Origin of the sequence: Halomonas sp. 113, from assembly GCF_904067645.1 — a bacterium.
Taxonomy (GTDB): Bacteria; Pseudomonadota; Gammaproteobacteria; order Pseudomonadales; family Halomonadaceae; genus Vreelandella; species Vreelandella titanicae.
The window spans coordinates 3528233-3544607 of sequence record NZ_LR881453.1 but is presented as its reverse complement, the minus strand read 5'-3'; the positions used below and the strand labels follow the sequence as shown (position 1 = coordinate 3544607).

General features: G+C 53.3%; 16 protein-coding genes. 9 read left to right on the top strand and 7 right to left on the bottom strand.

Translation table 11 applies throughout. The annotated features are described in order from the left end of the window. Positions 1–43: 43 nt before the first annotated feature. Together YERSI8AC_RS16775 and YERSI8AC_RS16770 are read right to left on the bottom strand one after the other, a co-directional pair. A complete protein-coding gene (locus YERSI8AC_RS16775) occupies positions 44–682 on the bottom strand; it encodes an NAD(P)-dependent oxidoreductase (RefSeq protein WP_159177123.1) in 639 nt (212 codons plus the stop codon). 21 nt (positions 683–703) lie between these two features. Continuing rightward, positions 704–1630 carry a DMT family transporter gene (locus YERSI8AC_RS16770; RefSeq protein ID WP_159177122.1) on the bottom strand — a complete coding sequence of 309 codons (927 nt, stop codon included), beginning with the start codon at positions 1628–1630 and terminating at the stop codon, positions 704–706. Between the two features lie 97 nt (positions 1631–1727). On the opposite strand from YERSI8AC_RS16770, the gene YERSI8AC_RS16765 reads away from it, so the two are divergent. Further along, positions 1728–2216 carry a MarR family winged helix-turn-helix transcriptional regulator gene (locus YERSI8AC_RS16765; protein WP_022522510.1) on the top strand — a complete coding sequence of 163 codons (489 nt, stop codon included), beginning with the start codon at positions 1728–1730 and terminating at the stop codon, positions 2214–2216. Between the two features lie 19 nt (positions 2217–2235). Here the strand turns inward: YERSI8AC_RS16765 and YERSI8AC_RS16760 are convergent, their stop codons facing one another. Then, a complete protein-coding gene (locus YERSI8AC_RS16760; protein WP_159177121.1) occupies positions 2236–2394 on the bottom strand; it encodes a helix-turn-helix domain-containing protein in 159 nt (52 codons plus the stop codon). Positions 2395–2482: 88 nt separating this feature from the next. Here YERSI8AC_RS16760 and YERSI8AC_RS16755 point away from each other — a divergent pair, with 88 nt between their 5' ends. Together YERSI8AC_RS16755 and bluB are read left to right on the top strand one after the other, a co-directional pair. Further along, the gene (locus tag YERSI8AC_RS16755) at positions 2483–3238 is read left to right on the top strand and encodes an NAD(P)H-dependent oxidoreductase (RefSeq protein ID WP_159177120.1); all 756 of its coding nucleotides are present in this window, start codon (positions 2483–2485) and stop codon (positions 3236–3238) included. Between the two features lie 57 nt (positions 3239–3295). Beyond that, positions 3296–3973 (top strand): 5,6-dimethylbenzimidazole synthase, encoded by a 678-nt coding sequence (gene bluB / locus YERSI8AC_RS16750; RefSeq protein WP_159177119.1) that lies wholly within the window; start codon positions 3296–3298, stop codon positions 3971–3973. 8 nt (positions 3974–3981) lie between these two features. Here the strand turns inward: bluB and YERSI8AC_RS16745 are convergent, their stop codons facing one another. Together YERSI8AC_RS16745 and YERSI8AC_RS16740 are read right to left on the bottom strand one after the other, a co-directional pair. Further along, positions 3982–5502 carry a sensor domain-containing diguanylate cyclase gene (locus tag YERSI8AC_RS16745; RefSeq protein WP_022522512.1) on the bottom strand — a complete coding sequence of 507 codons (1521 nt, stop codon included), beginning with the start codon at positions 5500–5502 and terminating at the stop codon, positions 3982–3984. Positions 5503–5619: 117 nt separating this feature from the next. Then, positions 5620–6603: a helix-turn-helix transcriptional regulator gene (locus YERSI8AC_RS16740; RefSeq protein ID WP_022522513.1), complete on the bottom strand. Its 984-nt coding sequence runs from the start codon at positions 6601–6603 to the stop codon at positions 5620–5622. Between the two features lie 148 nt (positions 6604–6751). Between YERSI8AC_RS16740 and YERSI8AC_RS16735 the strand changes: the two genes are divergently transcribed. From YERSI8AC_RS16735 to YERSI8AC_RS16710, 6 genes are all read left to right on the top strand, one after another. Then, complete coding sequence (locus tag YERSI8AC_RS16735) at positions 6752–7387, top strand: glutathione S-transferase family protein (RefSeq protein WP_159177118.1); 636 nt, start codon at positions 6752–6754, stop codon at positions 7385–7387. 281 nt (positions 7388–7668) lie between these two features. Continuing rightward, positions 7669–8571 (top strand): LysR family transcriptional regulator, encoded by a 903-nt coding sequence (locus YERSI8AC_RS16730; protein ID WP_159177117.1) that lies wholly within the window; start codon positions 7669–7671, stop codon positions 8569–8571. 145 nt (positions 8572–8716) lie between these two features. Beyond that, on the top strand, positions 8717–10138 hold the full coding sequence (locus YERSI8AC_RS16725; RefSeq protein WP_159177116.1) for an amidase: 1422 nt from the start codon (positions 8717–8719) through the stop codon (positions 10136–10138). A gap of 11 nt (positions 10139–10149) precedes the next feature. Then, a complete protein-coding gene (locus YERSI8AC_RS16720; protein ID WP_022522518.1) occupies positions 10150–10377 on the top strand; it encodes a hypothetical protein in 228 nt (75 codons plus the stop codon). Further along, positions 10370–11863 (top strand): sodium:solute symporter family protein, encoded by a 1494-nt coding sequence (locus YERSI8AC_RS16715; RefSeq protein ID WP_159177115.1) that lies wholly within the window; start codon positions 10370–10372, stop codon positions 11861–11863. Before YERSI8AC_RS16720 ends, YERSI8AC_RS16715 begins: the two co-directional genes overlap by 8 nt. A 75-nt stretch (positions 11864–11938) precedes the next feature. Beyond that, the gene (locus YERSI8AC_RS16710; protein WP_159177114.1) at positions 11939–13261 is read left to right on the top strand and encodes a DUF2252 domain-containing protein; all 1323 of its coding nucleotides are present in this window, start codon (positions 11939–11941) and stop codon (positions 13259–13261) included. A 20-nt stretch (positions 13262–13281) separates the two neighbouring features. On the opposite strand, the gene YERSI8AC_RS16705 is transcribed toward YERSI8AC_RS16710, so the two are convergent. Beyond that, the gene (locus YERSI8AC_RS16705; RefSeq protein WP_159177113.1) at positions 13282–15081 is read right to left on the bottom strand and encodes a GGDEF domain-containing protein; all 1800 of its coding nucleotides are present in this window, start codon (positions 15079–15081) and stop codon (positions 13282–13284) included. Between the two features lie 246 nt (positions 15082–15327). Next, the gene (locus tag YERSI8AC_RS16700) at positions 15328–16374 is read right to left on the bottom strand and encodes an SPFH domain-containing protein (protein WP_009288202.1); all 1047 of its coding nucleotides are present in this window, start codon (positions 16372–16374) and stop codon (positions 15328–15330) included. Position 16375 lies beyond the last annotated feature (1 nt).

Sequence of the window (16375 nt, the reverse complement as noted above, 5' to 3'; positions counted from 1 at the left end):
TGATAGAAGAATTCTTTGGCGGGGTGGTTGCCGAATTTTCGGTTTAATACCCTACGGTAAAGGCTTTCTGAATATGTTGAGGGGTCTCTGCTTCATCAAGCATCGCTACCGCGAAATCCTCCATTGAAATGCGAGATTCTCCGTTATTGTCCATGACGAGGGTATCGGTGCCAAGACGATAGCGCCCCGTACGATCTCCAGGCGTCAGCATGGCGGCAGGGGAGAAGTAAGTCCACGCTGTGCTGGTTTCACCCAAGCAGAGTTCATACTGAGCTTGGCATGCCTTGGCAATTTCTAGCGCAGAGGCAGGAAGGAAATCGGGGGCTGTTAATACCGTATCACCGGCGCGCCCGGGGATTAGCAATCGTGCGGCTCCGCCTACCAAGAGCACTCGCTGAATCGGGAGGGCACTCGCCATTAGAGAGCGGGTTAGCGCTACCAGCGTCGCTTCTTTTCCATCGGGTGGGCGAACGGCGCTGATCAGCACGTCTTGTCCTTGAATAACATGAGCTAGCTGGTGTGAGTCCGCTATATCCGCGACACAGCGGCTGGCTTCAGCGGGCAGTTTGTTAAGCTGACTCTCTGTTCTCACCACGCCGGTTACGTTATGACCACGTGCTAAAGCTTCACTCATAATGCGTTTGCCAACGTCGCCAGCGGCACCAAATATTGCAATCTTCATGATATATCTCTCTTGGGTTCATTAGTTAAGTTGTTTGGCTTTGCCAATATTGAGCAGGGTAATTCCGGCTCCAATTAATAGGGTGCCAAGCAGTAAGCCTTCGGGAGCGGTTTCTCCTTGCAACAATATGGCGACCGGAACGCCCACCACGGCGCCGACGGAACCCAATAGGCTCAGAAACACCGGGCCGCCGCTTTTCTGTAGCAGGAAGAGCAGTAAGAACTGGCCTGCGAAGACCATCGCCTGGAGTGCAATCAGCAAGAACGGCAGGGAGCGTTGTGTAGGAACGCTCAGTGAGAAGCCAGGCAGAAACCCCACGCTGAGGAGAATGATGGCCGCGGCGATAAGCATCCCCGGCGCCAACGCATCGCTGGATACGCCTTCTGGCCAGCGCAAGGTTCTATAAAGATTGCCGATGGCCAGCAGCACGGGGCCAATTAAAGCGAGGAGAATCCAGAGGTAATTGGCTTCTGGCGCAGAAAGCTTATGAAAGGCCAGGGTGACGGCCCCCGCGAGGGCTGATATAACCCCCGCCGCACGCAACACCTGAAACCGCTCCATTTTTAACGCTAATGCGCCGATGTAGGTGAGTAGCGGTGGCAGAGTGATGATTAATGCCACGAACCCCGCACCCACATGGGGGATAGCTGAGAAAAAAAGCAGGTTGGCTCCCGCTACGCCCAGCAGACCTGAAATAGCGTAATACTCAACGGTGCGAACGTTAACCGGCGGCAGATTGCCGCGGAAGGCCGCGAGAACCAATAGAATAAGCGCCGCTCCTGAAATTGACCAAAACAGAAAAGCGAGCGCCGGTAGCTGAATGTCACCGGCAAGTTTTGCCAAATTAGTCGATAGACCCAGCAAGGCGCCGCCGGATAACAGATACACCAGTGGGGCAAGCCAAGCTCTTTTGCGTGAGTGTGTGCGGGTAGTGCTTAATGATGTCATTCGCGTAGTTCTCATTGGTACCGTTTCGAAAATGTCTTGATATCAAGATATGTGTGATTAATCTTGACGTCAAGATAATTAAGCGCAAAATACGCTCATGGATCATGTAGACAACATTCTCAAACAGTGGCGGCAGGAGCGGCCTGACCTCGATGTAGCTCCGATGGCTACCATCGGGCGGGTTAAACGGCTTAACCACGCTTTAATACGCGTAATGGAGAAGACCTGGGCGAAATACGGTCTGACTGACGCGAGCTTTGACGTTCTGGCAACTCTTCGCCGTGAGGGAGCGCCCTACGCGCTATCACCTGGGGATTTGATGGCATCCACCATGGTGACTTCAGGCACCATGACTCACCGCATCAATCAACTGGAAAAGGCGGGTTTGATCAAGCGGGTCAAAAACCCCGACGATGGTCGTGGTTTTCTCATCTCTCTTTCCCAGCGTGGATTCGAGTTAATCGATGAAGCCGTTGCTGCTCATGTGGAAACCCAGGCGCAGCTGGTAAGCGGCTTGACTGAAGATCAACGAGCGCAACTCGATGAGCTGCTTAAACAGTTCTTGGCGGGATTGGAGCAGGAGTGATGTGTGTCGCAGTGGCAACTTAGCCACTATTGAGAAGAGTCACGCCTAGACTTTGTTCCATCTCGCTTAAACACCTGAAGACGTTGTCATGGCTGATACGCAGCGCTTGGCTGGCGCTGGATAGCGACCCCACCCCTGCAATCGCTAGCTCGTCCCACCTTATTTGCTGTTCATTCATGCAAACTGAGTTGTCATTTTTCGCGAATGTTTGAGCGTATTTGAACAGGCTAGTCTGTCGTTGAACCAATCAATAGGGGAAGCGAAGAATGAATGTGTTGATCGTCTTGGCTCATCCTGAACGCAAGTCGTTTAATGGCGGCCTAGTGGATGAGGCGGTAGAACAGCTGGTGGGCGAGGGGCATACAGTGGAAGTGGATGATCTCTATACTGAGCAGTTTGATCCGGTGGAGCGCCCTGAGCAATATCCGCATAGCGCCGTGGCGTCGGACTACTTCTATCCCCTCAATGAGCAGCGGGCTCACTACGAGAAAAACACATTACCGCAGGATGTCCAGCGGGAGTTGGCGCGGTTGGAGTGGGCTGACTTGGTGATCTTCCAGTTTCCCTTATGGTGGCACGCCCAGCCTGCCATTTTGAAAGGCTGGTTTGATCGGGTGTTGGTGTATGGCGGGCGCTATACAAGCCGCATGCGTTACGACAGAGGCTACTATCGCGGTAGGAAGGCGATGCTATCAGTCACCACGGGCTCACCGGAGAAAGCATTTCAGCCTTTTGGCCGAGCTGGCAATATGGTGCACTGGCTGTGGCCCATACACGCATCGTTGTACTACGTTGGCTTTGACGTGCTGGCGCCTCAGGTGAGCTACGGCATTCAGGGCGGCGGTATTCGTTACCAAGAGGAAGCTGACATCATTGGTCACCTAGAGGTCTGCAAAGCGGCTTGGGTAGATCGTCTGAGAAACTTGGACAGCGAACTGCCCATCCCCTTTACCGGATGGGATGACTGGGACGAAGATGGCGTTTTACGCCAAACAAACCCGCTGAGATGGCGGCTAGGCTGAGCTCGTGTAGACTCTTACTGTCTATAAAACAGATCAGCAAAAGGCCCAATCAGCGCCATGACCACCTCGAACCACCGTTTTTCCGATGCTGAGCGCCGTGGGCTCTACCGCGCCATACACGAGCGGCGCGATGTGCGCTCGCAATTTCTGCCCGACAGAATACCTCCTGATGTACTGGCCCGCCTTTTGGAGGCCGCGCATCATGCGCCTTCAGTGGGATTTATGCAGCCCTGGGATTTCATCGTGATTGAAAGTCGCAGCGTCAGAGAAGCAGTGCTGGCGATGTTCGAGCAGGAGAATCAGAAGGCCGCCGAACGCTTTGAAGGCGAGCGTCAAGCGCATTATCGCAGCCTTAAGCTGCAAGGTATTATGGAGAGCCCGCTTAATCTCTGTATTACCTGTGACCGAAGCCGGGGCGGCCCTCACGTGCTGGGGCGCAATAGTATGGTGGATACCGATCTTTTCAGCACTTGTCTCGCTGTACAGAATCTCTGGTTGGCTGCGCGGGTAGAAGGTATTGGCGTTGGTTGGGTGAGCATTCTCGACCAAGAGCAGCTGAGCAAGGCGCTGAATCTGCCTGACCACGTTTACCCCTTGGCGTATCTCTGCCTTGGCTATGTTAGCGAGTTTTTAGACCAACCAGAGCTTGAAGCTAAAGGCTGGCGCTCTCGCTTGCCATTAAGTGAACTAGTACATGGCGATCAGTGGGGGCAGCCGCTTGACAGTGGTTTGTGAGGAAGTTTTTATAAGGGGGGCCAGCTCGCTGTGCCCAAGTCATCTACTCTTTGCTTGCGGCGCTGGTTCTTGTCTTCGTACATGCGCTGGTCTGCCAGAGCAAATACCTGTATGGCAGGCACTTCGCTGGAGCTGGCGAATCCCAAGCTCAAATGAAGCGTCAGTTCTTCACGTTCACCGCTAGCGGTGTCGATAATGCAACGCTGTTCAGGCAAATTGTCTCTGATCAAGTTGGCCATACGCTTGGCTGCCGTCAAGTCGGCAGAAGGAAATAGAATGACGAATTCATCGCCACCGCAGCGTGCAAGTATGTCGCTGTCCCTGCAGTGAAGTTGCAGGTACTTGGCAACGCTGGAAATCAGTTGATCGCCTGCAACATGACCATAATGGTCGTTCACTTCCTTAAGCTTGTCGACGTCCATCATCAATACAGCAAAATCCAGGCTCGGCGTCTGCGCCTTGCCTTGAATGCTCATTTGCAGCGCGGCTTCCAAGAAACCGCGGTTATAAAGGCCGGTGAGTCCGTCACGCTCAGCTGTTTTCTTCAATTCCAAATGTAGCAATTTATTTTCGGTAGCGGCCGCTAGTTGGTCGGCAAAGAGGGAAAGTATTTGCTCCAAGCCGTCTTCTTGGCTGGGAGCTTTCATGATCAGCCAGCCTTCGTACAAGCTTAGACGGCCTTCCATGGACATGACATATAGGTTCTCGCCTTCGTCTGTTTGTGGCCGTGTGTCCGGCTGTACTCTTTGCCTACGAACGCTGGCCAATAGATGCTTTAGACGCTGTTCATCCTTTGGGCTTAGTCCCGCAACAGCCGCGTAGCGTGTCACTTCACAACGTTGTCGTTCTTGTACAAAAACAGCAAAACCGTAGTCGGGGAAATGGGAGTGTAGGTGGTTTAATGAGTCATCTAGCAGGGTATGGATATTGGTCGCACGATTTGCCACCGTCCCGAGATCAAGCAGCGCGTGAAAGACTCGGTTCTGAAACTGAATCTCGCCAATGCTGCGGCCGATCTGACGATTCTGACTGTACGTTATGCGGCCTATGGTTAGAAAATAGATGACTGCCCCCGTCCATTGGTAGATGTCTAAATTGTTGCTCACATAGGGGCGAAACTTGAATCCCGTTAAGGCGCTTCCAATCAAGGCTGCGGTTGTGAAAAGTACGGCTGAAATAAGCATCTTCCGTACTCCGCCGACCACTAAATTGTTCATCAAACAGGCAAGCCCAATGGTGATGGTGGCTAAAACGTAAAAATCCAGCACGCTGCACCAAAAACCAAATAGCAGGCTGTCATAGAGGAGATTTCTGAACTCGGCACGCTTGGAGTTCTGGGCGCTTACAGCAAGCGCATAGGCAACACCGGGCCATAGCAGCAGCAAAATCCCGGGCAGAATAAGTGTCCAGCCGCTACCTTCTACCACGGCAATCCATACGGTGAGTCCGAAGGTATGGCAAAAGGCAAAAATTCGCGGGGCAATTGTCGCCAATGCAAGACGGTGTGCGCGCCTTGATGAATGTTGCATTTGTGAGTCTGTATTCAAAGTTATTTGATTAACAGACTAGCACTTAAGAGGCTAAGAAGCCTTATCCTTAAAATCAGGCGAATAGCGCCTTCGTTATCTCCCAGGTTTTAGACTGTTTCAGGGCGTATCTGTTGAATATGGTGAAGCGCTCTCACAACTTGCTAGTAAATGGTTGGCGTGTTCGCGAAGCGCCTCTTTGAGGCCGTCTGGTTTGAGGATGGTAAATTGAAATGGGAGCTGTGCCAGCCAATAGGCAAACCACTCGAAACTATCCGTGCGTGTATGGAGCAGTAGTCCACCTTCAACCTGTTCGAACTGACCTGTACAGAAAAATTGGTTCTCAAAGCCAGCGGACGCGGCATGATCAATGTGTAGCACCAGTGATACTTCATGAGTGGGGCCCCAGGACATGAGGCTTTCGCTCAAAAAATCGGCTGCATCAAAGCGGGTGGGGCGTATGAAGGTACCTGAGAGTAGGTGCACGCCGCTGATGCGATCTAACCGAAATGAGCGCATGGCTCCCCGCAGATGGCAAAAACCGACGGCATACCACCTACCTTGTTGGAAAACTAGCCCGTAAGGGTCGATCTGACGCTTAACTGGATCATGCTGCGGGGAGTGGTAGGTAAGCCCCACGGTTCGCATGGTCTCTGTGGCTTTAGTCAGCGTCTCAAGGGCGCGGTCATCACGGCTGGGTTCGCGCCGGGGTAAGATCACCTGAGTGGTCTCACTGATACCGCGAACACGGCTTTTTAAATTAGCTGGCATCACTCGCTCGAGCTTCGCTTGTACGCTGGCAATGGCGGGCGCTGCGTTTGTTAGTCCCAGCTGGCTAGCGGCCAATAAGCCTAACGAAACGGCGAATGTCTCTTCGTCGGTAAACATCATGGGTGGCAGCTTGAAGCCAGCCACCAATCGGTAGCCACCGTAGCGCCCTTGCTCGGTCACTATCGGCACGCCTATATCTTCCAGCGCCGTAATGTATCGCCGTATAGTGCGCCGATCCACGCCCAGGCGTTCGGCCAATTCAGCGCCGCCCATTTGGCCATTAGCTTGCAGCAACTCAAGCACCGCAAGTACGCGTGTTGTGGGGCCTGCCATTACTGCCTCCCTACTGAAGCCATCGTTAAAGTCTTGCAGAAAAATGCATTGTTGCTTTTATTTAGGACGGATTCTCACCTATTAACAAACTAATCTGACCTGGCAGTACCTTATGTCACCTGAAGATTGAATGAAAAAGGAGCCTAATATGTCAGAACTAACGTTTTACACCCACCCTATGTCCCGCGGGCGAATTGTGCGCTGGATGTTGGAAGAAGTAGGCATAGACTATTCGGTAAAGGCGATGGAGTTCGATTCAGAGATGAAATCTGAGGACTACTTGGCCATAAACCCCATGGGCAAGGTGCCTGTCATCAAACATGGCAACACTGTTGTGACGGAAGTGGCGGCTATCTGCGCGTACCTGGCGGATCAGGTTCCGGATAAAAAGCTTTCACCACCCCCGCAATCTCCCGAACGTGGAGTTTATTATCGCTGGCTTTTTTTTATGGCGGGTCCGTTTGAAATGGCTACTAGTGCAAAGGCCTACAATTGGAAAATCAACAGCAGCAACGTACAGGCCGTTGGTTGTGGCCAAGTGGAAGACAGTATCAATACGCTTGAAAAAGTACTCAGTGAAAACGCTTATATTTGCGGCGATCAGTTTACTGCCGCAGATATATTGGTTAGCAGTTATCTCTGGTGGGAAACAATGCAGGAGAATATCCCACCAAAAGAGGTGTTTAAGCATTACATAGAGCGTATGGAAAGCAGGCCAGCAGCCAAGCGGGCCAATGAGTTGGACGATGAACTGGCTAAGAAAATGAAGCCTTTGTCCGTCTGATGGCTTAATTGCATTGCCGCTTTTGTATTAAGTTGGCAATTGCTTTCAAGGTAGATGAACCCTATCTGGTTGCAGTTTTTGCTACAGATAATAGCAGTAAAGCCTCTGGCCAACGGCGTGTGCGGAAGGCATCGGCGCTGGCCAGCCTACCCATATATCGCTACTGTATTCGCCTATGCTAAATAATAAGATAGGGCGCCATTCATGCAAAGCGATATCACCCTCCAGCGGCTAAGAGCTGACGCCCCTAATCGCGGCAGTTGGGGCTTTAAGGGGCTCTTATGATCAGTGGCCGCGCATTATTCTATTTCGATACTGTGGCCCGGTGTCGTTCGCTGCGCCAAGCCGCCGCGCAACTGCATATTGCCCCCACGGCGATTAGCCGCCAGATCGATTTACTGGAGCACCAGCTTGGCGCACCACTCATCGAGCGCGGCCCTAACGGCATTAGCCTGACGGCGGCGGGGGAGTTGTTGGCTGCCCAGGCGCAGCGTACCCTCCGTGACCTAGAGCGGGTGCAGGAACATATTGCCGATTTGAAGGGCTTGCGAACTGGGCGGGTCAGTTTGCAGGTGGCGGAAGGCGTTGTGGCTGGCTTGCTAGCGCCTACGTTAGCCAAGATGGGGCAGCGCTATCCCCATTTGAGTTTTGATATCGGGATCGTCAGCGCTAGCCAAATGGTGGAGGCGCTGCGCCGAGGCGATGCCGATATTGGCCTGTCCTTCTTTATGCCCCGGCATGATGACATTGTGCCCTTTGCTAGTGCCGAGTTGCATCACCATGCAGTGATGGCTCCAGGCCATCCGTTGACCGCAGCTTCTGAGGTGAGTCTTCACACCTTGGCAGAGCACCGGTTGATCTTACCTGATGAATCCTATGGTGCTCGCCAAGCGCTGGAGCGTGCAGCACACCGGGCAGGCGTTACCCTAATACCTACCTTTAAGACCGCCTCGCTGGAAACTCAAAAAGCACTTGCCCTTAACGGCGCAGGCGTTCTGGTATTGCCACCGATGGCGGTAGCTCGGGAGTGCCAATTAGGTCAACTCATTAGCATCCCCTTGGCTCCTTCAGAGCTTGAGGCCGCGCGAATTGATCTCTGCGTTTATCGCCATCGCCAGCGCAGCTTTGCCACTGAAGCTTGCCTTTCGCTGCTGGCAAGTGCCCTACAGACACTGCCAGTCTAATCATCCTGAAAGATTTTAAAAGCGAAGAGTGCACACAAAAAGTGGACACGCTGAGGTCAAGATTGAAATAGCAGAAGACACGGTGTGGGTTCATGCTGAGCTTGTTAATAACGTCAGCCTGATAACAACAGCAAAAGGTAATGTGATGCCTGCACTACACCAACTCACCGCCACTCAATTAATTGATGGCTACCGAGCTTATAGGTTCTCGCCAACTGAAGTAGCCAGCGCCCTGGTTGAGCATATCGACGCCTGGGAGCCGCAAATCAATGCGCTGTATGCCTATCAGCCTGATGCGTTCATTAAAGCAGCCGAAGCCTCCACCCAGCGCTGGGCTAAGGGGCAACCTAGCGGCGCGCTAGATGGCGTGCCAATAACCCTTAAAGAGTTGATTGCCACCAAAGGGATGCCAGTGCCGGGGGGAACCGGGCTTGGCGAGCAGCCTGTTGCCACCGAAGACGCTCCCCCCGCTGCTCGATTAGCGGAAGATAACGCTCTGCTGCTGGCGAAAACTACCTGCCCCGACTTTGGCATGCTCTCATCCGGGCTCTCGTCGTTTCATGGTTTGACCCGCAATCCATGGGATTTAGCTTGTAATACCGGCGGTTCAAGCGCGGGCGCGGGCGCTGCCGCCGCTGCTGGGCTTGGGCCACTGCATGTGGGCACCGATATTGGTGGCTCGATACGCCTTCCTGCGGCGTGGTGTGGTGTCGTCGGCTTTAAGCCCACTTTGGGCCGGGTACCGATAGACCCTTATTATGTAGGCCGCTGTGCCGGGCCAATGACCCGAAGCGTAGCGGATGCCGCGCTGATGATGACGGCGCTTGCCCGCACAGATCGACGCGATGCGATGCGTCTGCCGCCGGAAACGATTGACTGGATGGATCTGGAGCTCGACGTTAAAGGTTTGCGAGTGGGTGTGATGATGGAGGCGGGCTGCGGGTTACCTTTGGATGATGAGATTCGCCACCACGTGGAACAGGCTGCAAAGCAGTTGGAAGCCGCTGGGGCAACGCTGGTGCCGATGGCGCCAGTGCTGACCCGCGAAATGTTAGAGGGACTGGATCACTTCTGGCAGGCCCGTCAGTGGGGCGAGCTGTTAAAGCTCTCGGCTAACGAGCGTGAGCAAGTGTTGCCTGCCATTTTAGCCTGGGCCGATGGTGGTGCACACTTAAGTGGCGTAGAAGCAGTGTACGGTTTTCAGCAAACCATGGCGATGCGACGCGCCACCGAAGCCGTATTTGATGAGGTCGATGCGGTGATTTCACCCACCACACCCAATATCGCCTTCCCAGCTGAGTGGCCATCGCCTACCAATGATCCGCGTCGGCCCTTTGAGCACATTGCTTACACCGTGCCGTGGAATATGGGCGAGCAGCCTGCGATCTCGCTTAATGCTGGGTTTAGCCGTTCCGCTAGTTCCGTCAATATGCCGATAGGTGTGCAGTTGGTTGGCCCGCGCTTTGGAGATCACTTTGTGCTGAAACTGGCAAGGCTGCTAGAAACGCGTTTGGCGTTGCCCACGCGCTGGCCGATGCTGCCAGTGATTAACTCTGCGGTTAAATAAGAGGAACACTCATGGAACGTTTATTAGTACTGCCTACCTCCCGGGCGGGCTGGGGGCTGTTAATTGCGTTTGTGGTGCTGGTGCTGGCAGGAACGTGGCCGGTGATTGGTTGGGTAAACAGAGCCACCTTAGTGATGGGCTTGCCTCTGTTAGTAGTGTGGAGCTACCTGGTGATTTTTGCCTGCGTAGTGGTGATGCTGATCGGCAATTGTATTGTGGAGCGAGACGACCATGAATAGCCCTTGGCCACTATTGATTACCTTGACCTATGTCGCTATTGCCATGGTGATTGGCCTACGCGCCAGAGCAGGGCGTTCCATGAATAGCTTGGAGGAGTGGGGCGTAGCGGGCCGCAGCATGGGGCCGGTGACGCTCTACCTGCTGATTGCCGCCGGTAGTGTGAGTGCTTACACCTTTATGGGAGCGCCCGGGTGGGCTTATTCCAAAGGGGTGGCGGTGTTTTATGTGGCGATTTACCTTTCGTATCTAGCGCTGGTTGCTTGGTATTTCGGCCCTAAAGTGTGGCAGTTCGGCGAGCAGTTTGGTCACGTGACCCAGGCAAGTGCCATATCCGACCGCTACCAGAGCCCCGCGCTAGGCGCACTGGCGGCGCTTGTTATGGCGATCGGCTCTATTGCTTATGCGGTGCTGCAGACCATAGGTTCGGCTTATATTCTGTTTGTGATGAGCGGCGGTTTGATTCCGATTTGGTTGGGGGTCGTGCTGGTACTGGCCTGCATTGCCGTTTACCTCTATGCCAGTGGTCAGCGGGCGATTGGTCGCACCAATGCCTTTCAAGGCGTGTTGATGCTGATTGTTGCCTGGGCGGTCGGTCTCTGGGCTGTGCACAGCGCTACCGGCGGGCTGAGCTTTGCCGGGGTATTCGAACGCATTCAAACGGAGCATAGCGAGTTTCTCACTCTGCCAGGCGCAGGCGGCGATATGAGCTTTAGCTTCTGGACAACCTCGATCATCGTTTCGATGTTTTCGTTTATGCCGCCGGTGTGGACGCAGTGGATGAGCGCCTCCTCGGCACGTACTATTCGTCGCAGCGCAACGTGGCTACCCACGTATTACGTGGTTATTCTGCCTATGGTTGTTGTAGGCTTCATCGGCATTTTTTCGCTGCCTGAGCTGGCTCGGGCCGATACCGTGGTACTTGAGTACGCCATGCAGCACTTGCCGGTGGTATTAGTAGGATTGCTTGGCGCAGGAACCCTGGCAGCCTCAATGTCTTCCAGCGAGCCGTTTATTCATTCGGTATCGCTGTCACTCAGCAAGGATGTACTACAGCCGGTGCTAAAACTCTCGGATGGCGTTACCGGAAAACTTGCACGGCTGCTGATCCTGCCCATTATGTTCTTGGTGGTCGCGCCGCTCGCAATTGCCGAGCCCGGCAGTTTGGTAATGATTCTGTTAGTGGGGCTCGGGTTTGCCTCCCAGGTGCTGCCTGCCTTTATCGGCATGTTCTTCTGGCCGCGGGCTTCTCGCTTGGGCGTAATGGCGGGGATCGTGGTGGGCTTTCTGATTACCGTGGCGTTTACTACCTTTTGGCCACACCCAATGGGTATTCACGCGGGCTTCTGGGGGCTGATGCTCAATCTGCCGGTATTTGTCGCCGTCTCTTTGATGACGCCTGCTACCCACGCTGAGGTGGTGGAGCGCTTCTTTCGTATTGCCGCTCCACGAGGTTTTACCCAACGGGGACGTCGGGCTGCGGTGTGAGTGCTGACTTAATCTATTCATGGTTATCGACTACCTTTGTACTAAAGTGTTTTTTGCATCAACAAAGGTAATTCGATGAGTCATGCATTGACTGGACATAACCGCCCTCAGCAGGTGATTGAGGCTACCCACCAGGCGAATAACGCCTTACCAACGGCCACCCGCCAAGCTAAGTACGCCAAAATGGCTGCGTCGCCCTACCGCTTTTATCGCGGCAGTAATCATTTGTACTGGAATGATGTATGGCACGAGTGGCGGTTCGCCCTGTTTGGCGGCTGGCCGGAGACCCAAACCTGGTTGCAGGGCGACGCCCACGTCTATAACTTTGGCGCTTATGGTCACCACGATGACCAAGTGCGCTACGGCATGGATGACTTCGATGATGCGCTGATTGGCGACTACCAATATGATCTGTGGCGGCTGGTTATCAGCGTCGTATTAGATGCTCGTGAAAATGCGGAGCTGGATCCAAAAACGATTGATAAAGCGCTTAAAAAGTTAATAGAGGGCTATTACCAAACGCTGGTCGATCACGTTGATAGTCAGCCCGTGCACGCCGTGACCCTTGATAGTGCAAAGGGCCTGCTTAAGCCCTTTATGAGTAAAGTCGCCGATAAGCAGAGCCGTGCGCGGATGCTCGAAAAGTGGACGACCCTAGATGGGCAGAAAGGCCGCCAGTTCGCCGAACGGCCTGGCAAGCTCGCTAACCTGCCTGCGGATGTGGCTAGCCAACTACGCCGTTTAATTGAGCAGGAGTATCAGCAAACGCTGCAACACGCTATTAAAGAGAGTGATCCCCACCATTTTCGCGTCAAAGATACGGCACGGCGTTTGGATGCAGGCACCGGTTCGTTGGGTGTCGAACGCTATTACGTCTTGATTGAAGGCGGTGTCGAGCACGAGCACGATGACATCATCCTGGATGTTAAAGAGCAGGTACCTCCAGAAGCATTTCGATTAATGGATAAAAAACAGCAGCAGGCGTGGCGTAAGCTGTTTCCTAACGAAGCCATCCGTCATGCAGCTGCCTTCCACGCCATTGCTGAGCACCCAGATGCCTATCTCGGCTGGCTAACCATGAACGGAAAGGTGTTTTCGGTGCGTGAGCGCTCGCCGTTCAAGAAAGACTTTCCGACCCATAAGCTTTCTGGCGGTAAGTCATATCGAAAACTGGCAAAGCAGTGGGGGGAAATTCTCGCCCGTGAACACCTGCGCGGTGCCCAGGCGCTTAACCAGGGTGACTCAACACGCTTTGCCAAGGCCGTTTGCCAACGATTAAAAGGGCGTGAAGACCTGTTTATTGAGGTGGTTACAACACTGGCGGTGGCTTACGCCGACTGCACAGAGCAGGATTACGCTGTGTTTATTGATCACTTCCTGGCGTCGGGGGCTGCTTAATTAACCAATACCATGAGTGGTTATTGCGGCTGTTGCCTACCGAGCATAAATCCCTGCTCTTCAAGTGTCTCTTCCCATACTACACAGCGGTTACGGCCGCTGTGCTTGGCTTGATAAAGCGCTTCATCGGCAAGGCGCAGCAATTTCTTAGGGTCTTGAGTGTGATCAGGATATGTTGCGACACCGCAGGAAAGCGTGATTTTCCGCAGAGAAGAGCCTTGATGAATAAATGCCTGATGAGCAATGGATGTTAACAGCGCCTTTGCGCGCGTCTCGGCAGCGATTCGGGAGGTAGCAGGTAGCAAGGCAACAAATTCTTCGCCCCCAAAGCGACAGATCACATCCAAATCTCTTAAGTGGTGCCGCAATAACAGGGCGATTTCGACCAGCACGGCATCTCCTGCGTCATGACCAAAATCATCGTTAATCTGTTTGAAGTGATCCACATCCAGCATTAGCACGGAGAGTTGACTGTCATGCTGCTTAGCTCGCTGGCAATGGTGCTCGAATGCCGTGTCGAAATGGCGACGGTTGTGCAAGCCTGTTAATGGGTCTTTGCGTGAGAGCCCTTCCAGTTCTTGAACTAACCGGTCGAGGTCGGCGGTTCGCGCCGCCACCTGCTGCTCTAGAGTCTCATTGGCCATGGCAAGTTGTTGCTGTGTATGCCGATAGTGCCACAGAAAAATAGCCGCGTTCGCTAAAGAAAAAGCCAGTGTGCCGTAGCTCAAGGGCACACTGCGCCAGCCCACAATACCGTGGGCGACCGCCATATCGGCGAGTAGCAGCGGGGCAAAAAAAGTAAAACTCACTACCAGGAGACGTTGTTCCAGGGTGAGTTTTTGAAAGCGCATGAGCGCAAGCGCCAGCATTACCGGGAGCGTTAAGGCCAGCATGACATCAAAAATGGGAAAGGTTAAGGAAAGGCTCATCATTCCCAATTGAACCAAACCAATTGCAAACACTAGGTATATTAAATGGATAACCCACAAGTGCGTTATCCAGCGCTTTGCAGTGCCTTCCAACCAGTAGCTGAGCAACAGCCCCAGTGCCACCGGCAAAGTGTAGTAGCTACCCGCTCGGAGTGTGTCCCAGGCTAATGGATTATCGGCAATGAATTGGCGTGCTGGAGTCTCCGCAAGGAGCATTAGCCCTGATGCGTAGGCAAACAACGCAATAGACCCGAAACCGCGACGTTCAGGGCCAATTAACGCGAAAATGGTGGCCAGGATAGCGAGCACCAATACCAAAGCACTCACACCGAGATCCTGAGCAGATTCATGGATAATTTGCTTTAAAACCTCAATGCGTTCCATTACCTGGACTTGGCCCCATAAGCCAATACTGGTGTAGTAAGAGTAAAAGCGAAAGGTAAGCGTCTGACCGGCGGCATTTTCTGGTAGGTCTATCATGTGCCAGGGCCAGCCCGCAAAATCGCCTTTTCCCTGTTCGTCAAATTCACCATATTGATAGATCAGTTCATCGTCTAGATAAACTTGCCCAATCAAATTGATACTGGTGATAAAAAGTACTGGATCGTTCCAATCACCGGTGGGCACTGTCGTACGTAACCAGAGGTGTTCGTGCCCGTTGCGGCCAGGTGGGTTCGAAGGGGAGTCAATCGACTGCCACTCTGTCGAGTCGCTTTGCAGCCATTGAGGATGGCTATCGGCATCGTAAGGAGAGTCGCCCCAGCGATACTCCCAATTATGGAGCGGTTTGGGAGAGGTATCAGCTAGTAGGTAGCCTGAATATGCCAACAGTAACGCAAGCGTTAAGAGCAGTAGAGTGCTTCGGCGAATGGCGAACCCACTAGGCGGCATGGTGAACGTCCTAATCTCTTGGTCGCGATCTTGCTATTAATAAGTGCTACATAGGGGCCATCATTAACGACGCTACGTGCACAATAAAAGTGAGGCTGAGCATTAAGCGTAGAGTTTAACGAATATGAACCTTACGTAGGTGATGTTTTCTTCAACGGTTGCTAGCGGTTAGCTTCCTGCACTTAACCCAAAAGCCTGGCTACTCGGGCCAGGCTTTGCAAAGCATATAAATACTCAAGTACGCTTTTAGTTACCGCTAGCGGCTCCGCCTACCAGCCCACTGCGAAAATCACTGTGATTACGGCTTTTAAGGTGGTTTGCGACTGTATCTTCTGGTGAGCCGGCCATTTCGCGGAACATGCCCATTGAGCCAAGCAGAGCAGAGGACTCGTAGGGTACGAATACTCGCTCACCATTCTTCGCCATATTGGGTAGTACCTTGATATAGCTCTGGCCCAGCAGGTAGCCCACTACGGTGCGCTTATTCTCTTCACTATCGCCAATGGCACTAAGCACCAGTTTAATAGACTCCTGCTCACCCTGGGCACGTAGAATGGCCGACTCTTTGTCACCTTGAGCGTTGAGGATCGAGGATTCACGTTGCCCCTGGGCCATTGCAATCGCCGCTGATTTCTCCCCCTCGGCCTCGGTGACGGTGGCACGGCGCTTACGTTCGGCGGCCATTTGCAGGCGCATTGCAGTTTCCACCTCTTCCGGCATAGCGATGTCCTGCACCTCGACGCGGGAGATTTTGACCCCCCATTTAGACGCAGGCTCTTCCATCGCGGCCTGAATCTCATTATTCACTTCCGCACGGGATTCAAACAGTTTATCCAGTTCCATTTTACCGACCACTGAACGTAGCGTGGTTTTGGCCAGTACTTCGACGGCCTGGCTCATATTCTCTACCTCATAGACGGCCCGCTTGGGGTCGATGATTTGGTAGTAGAGCGCGCCGTTGATACGCACGGTGACGTTATCGGTGGTGACGACCGGTTGACCGGGGAAATCCATCACCGTTTCGCGGCGGTCAATGCGGGTTTCGTCGGTGGTGATAGCGGTATAGTCCTCACCCATTTTGCGATAGCGCAGCATGGTGATCGCGCGGGGTTGTTCGATAAATGGAATGATAATGTTAATGCCGCTTTCTAAAACGCGGTGAAAAGAACCTAGGCGCTCAACCACCATTACTTCCGATTGGCGAATAATAATTAGGCCTTTAGAGATGATCAGTACTGCGATCACGACAATAATGAGGCTTATTAATAAGCCGGGGCTTATAGGTAGATCCATG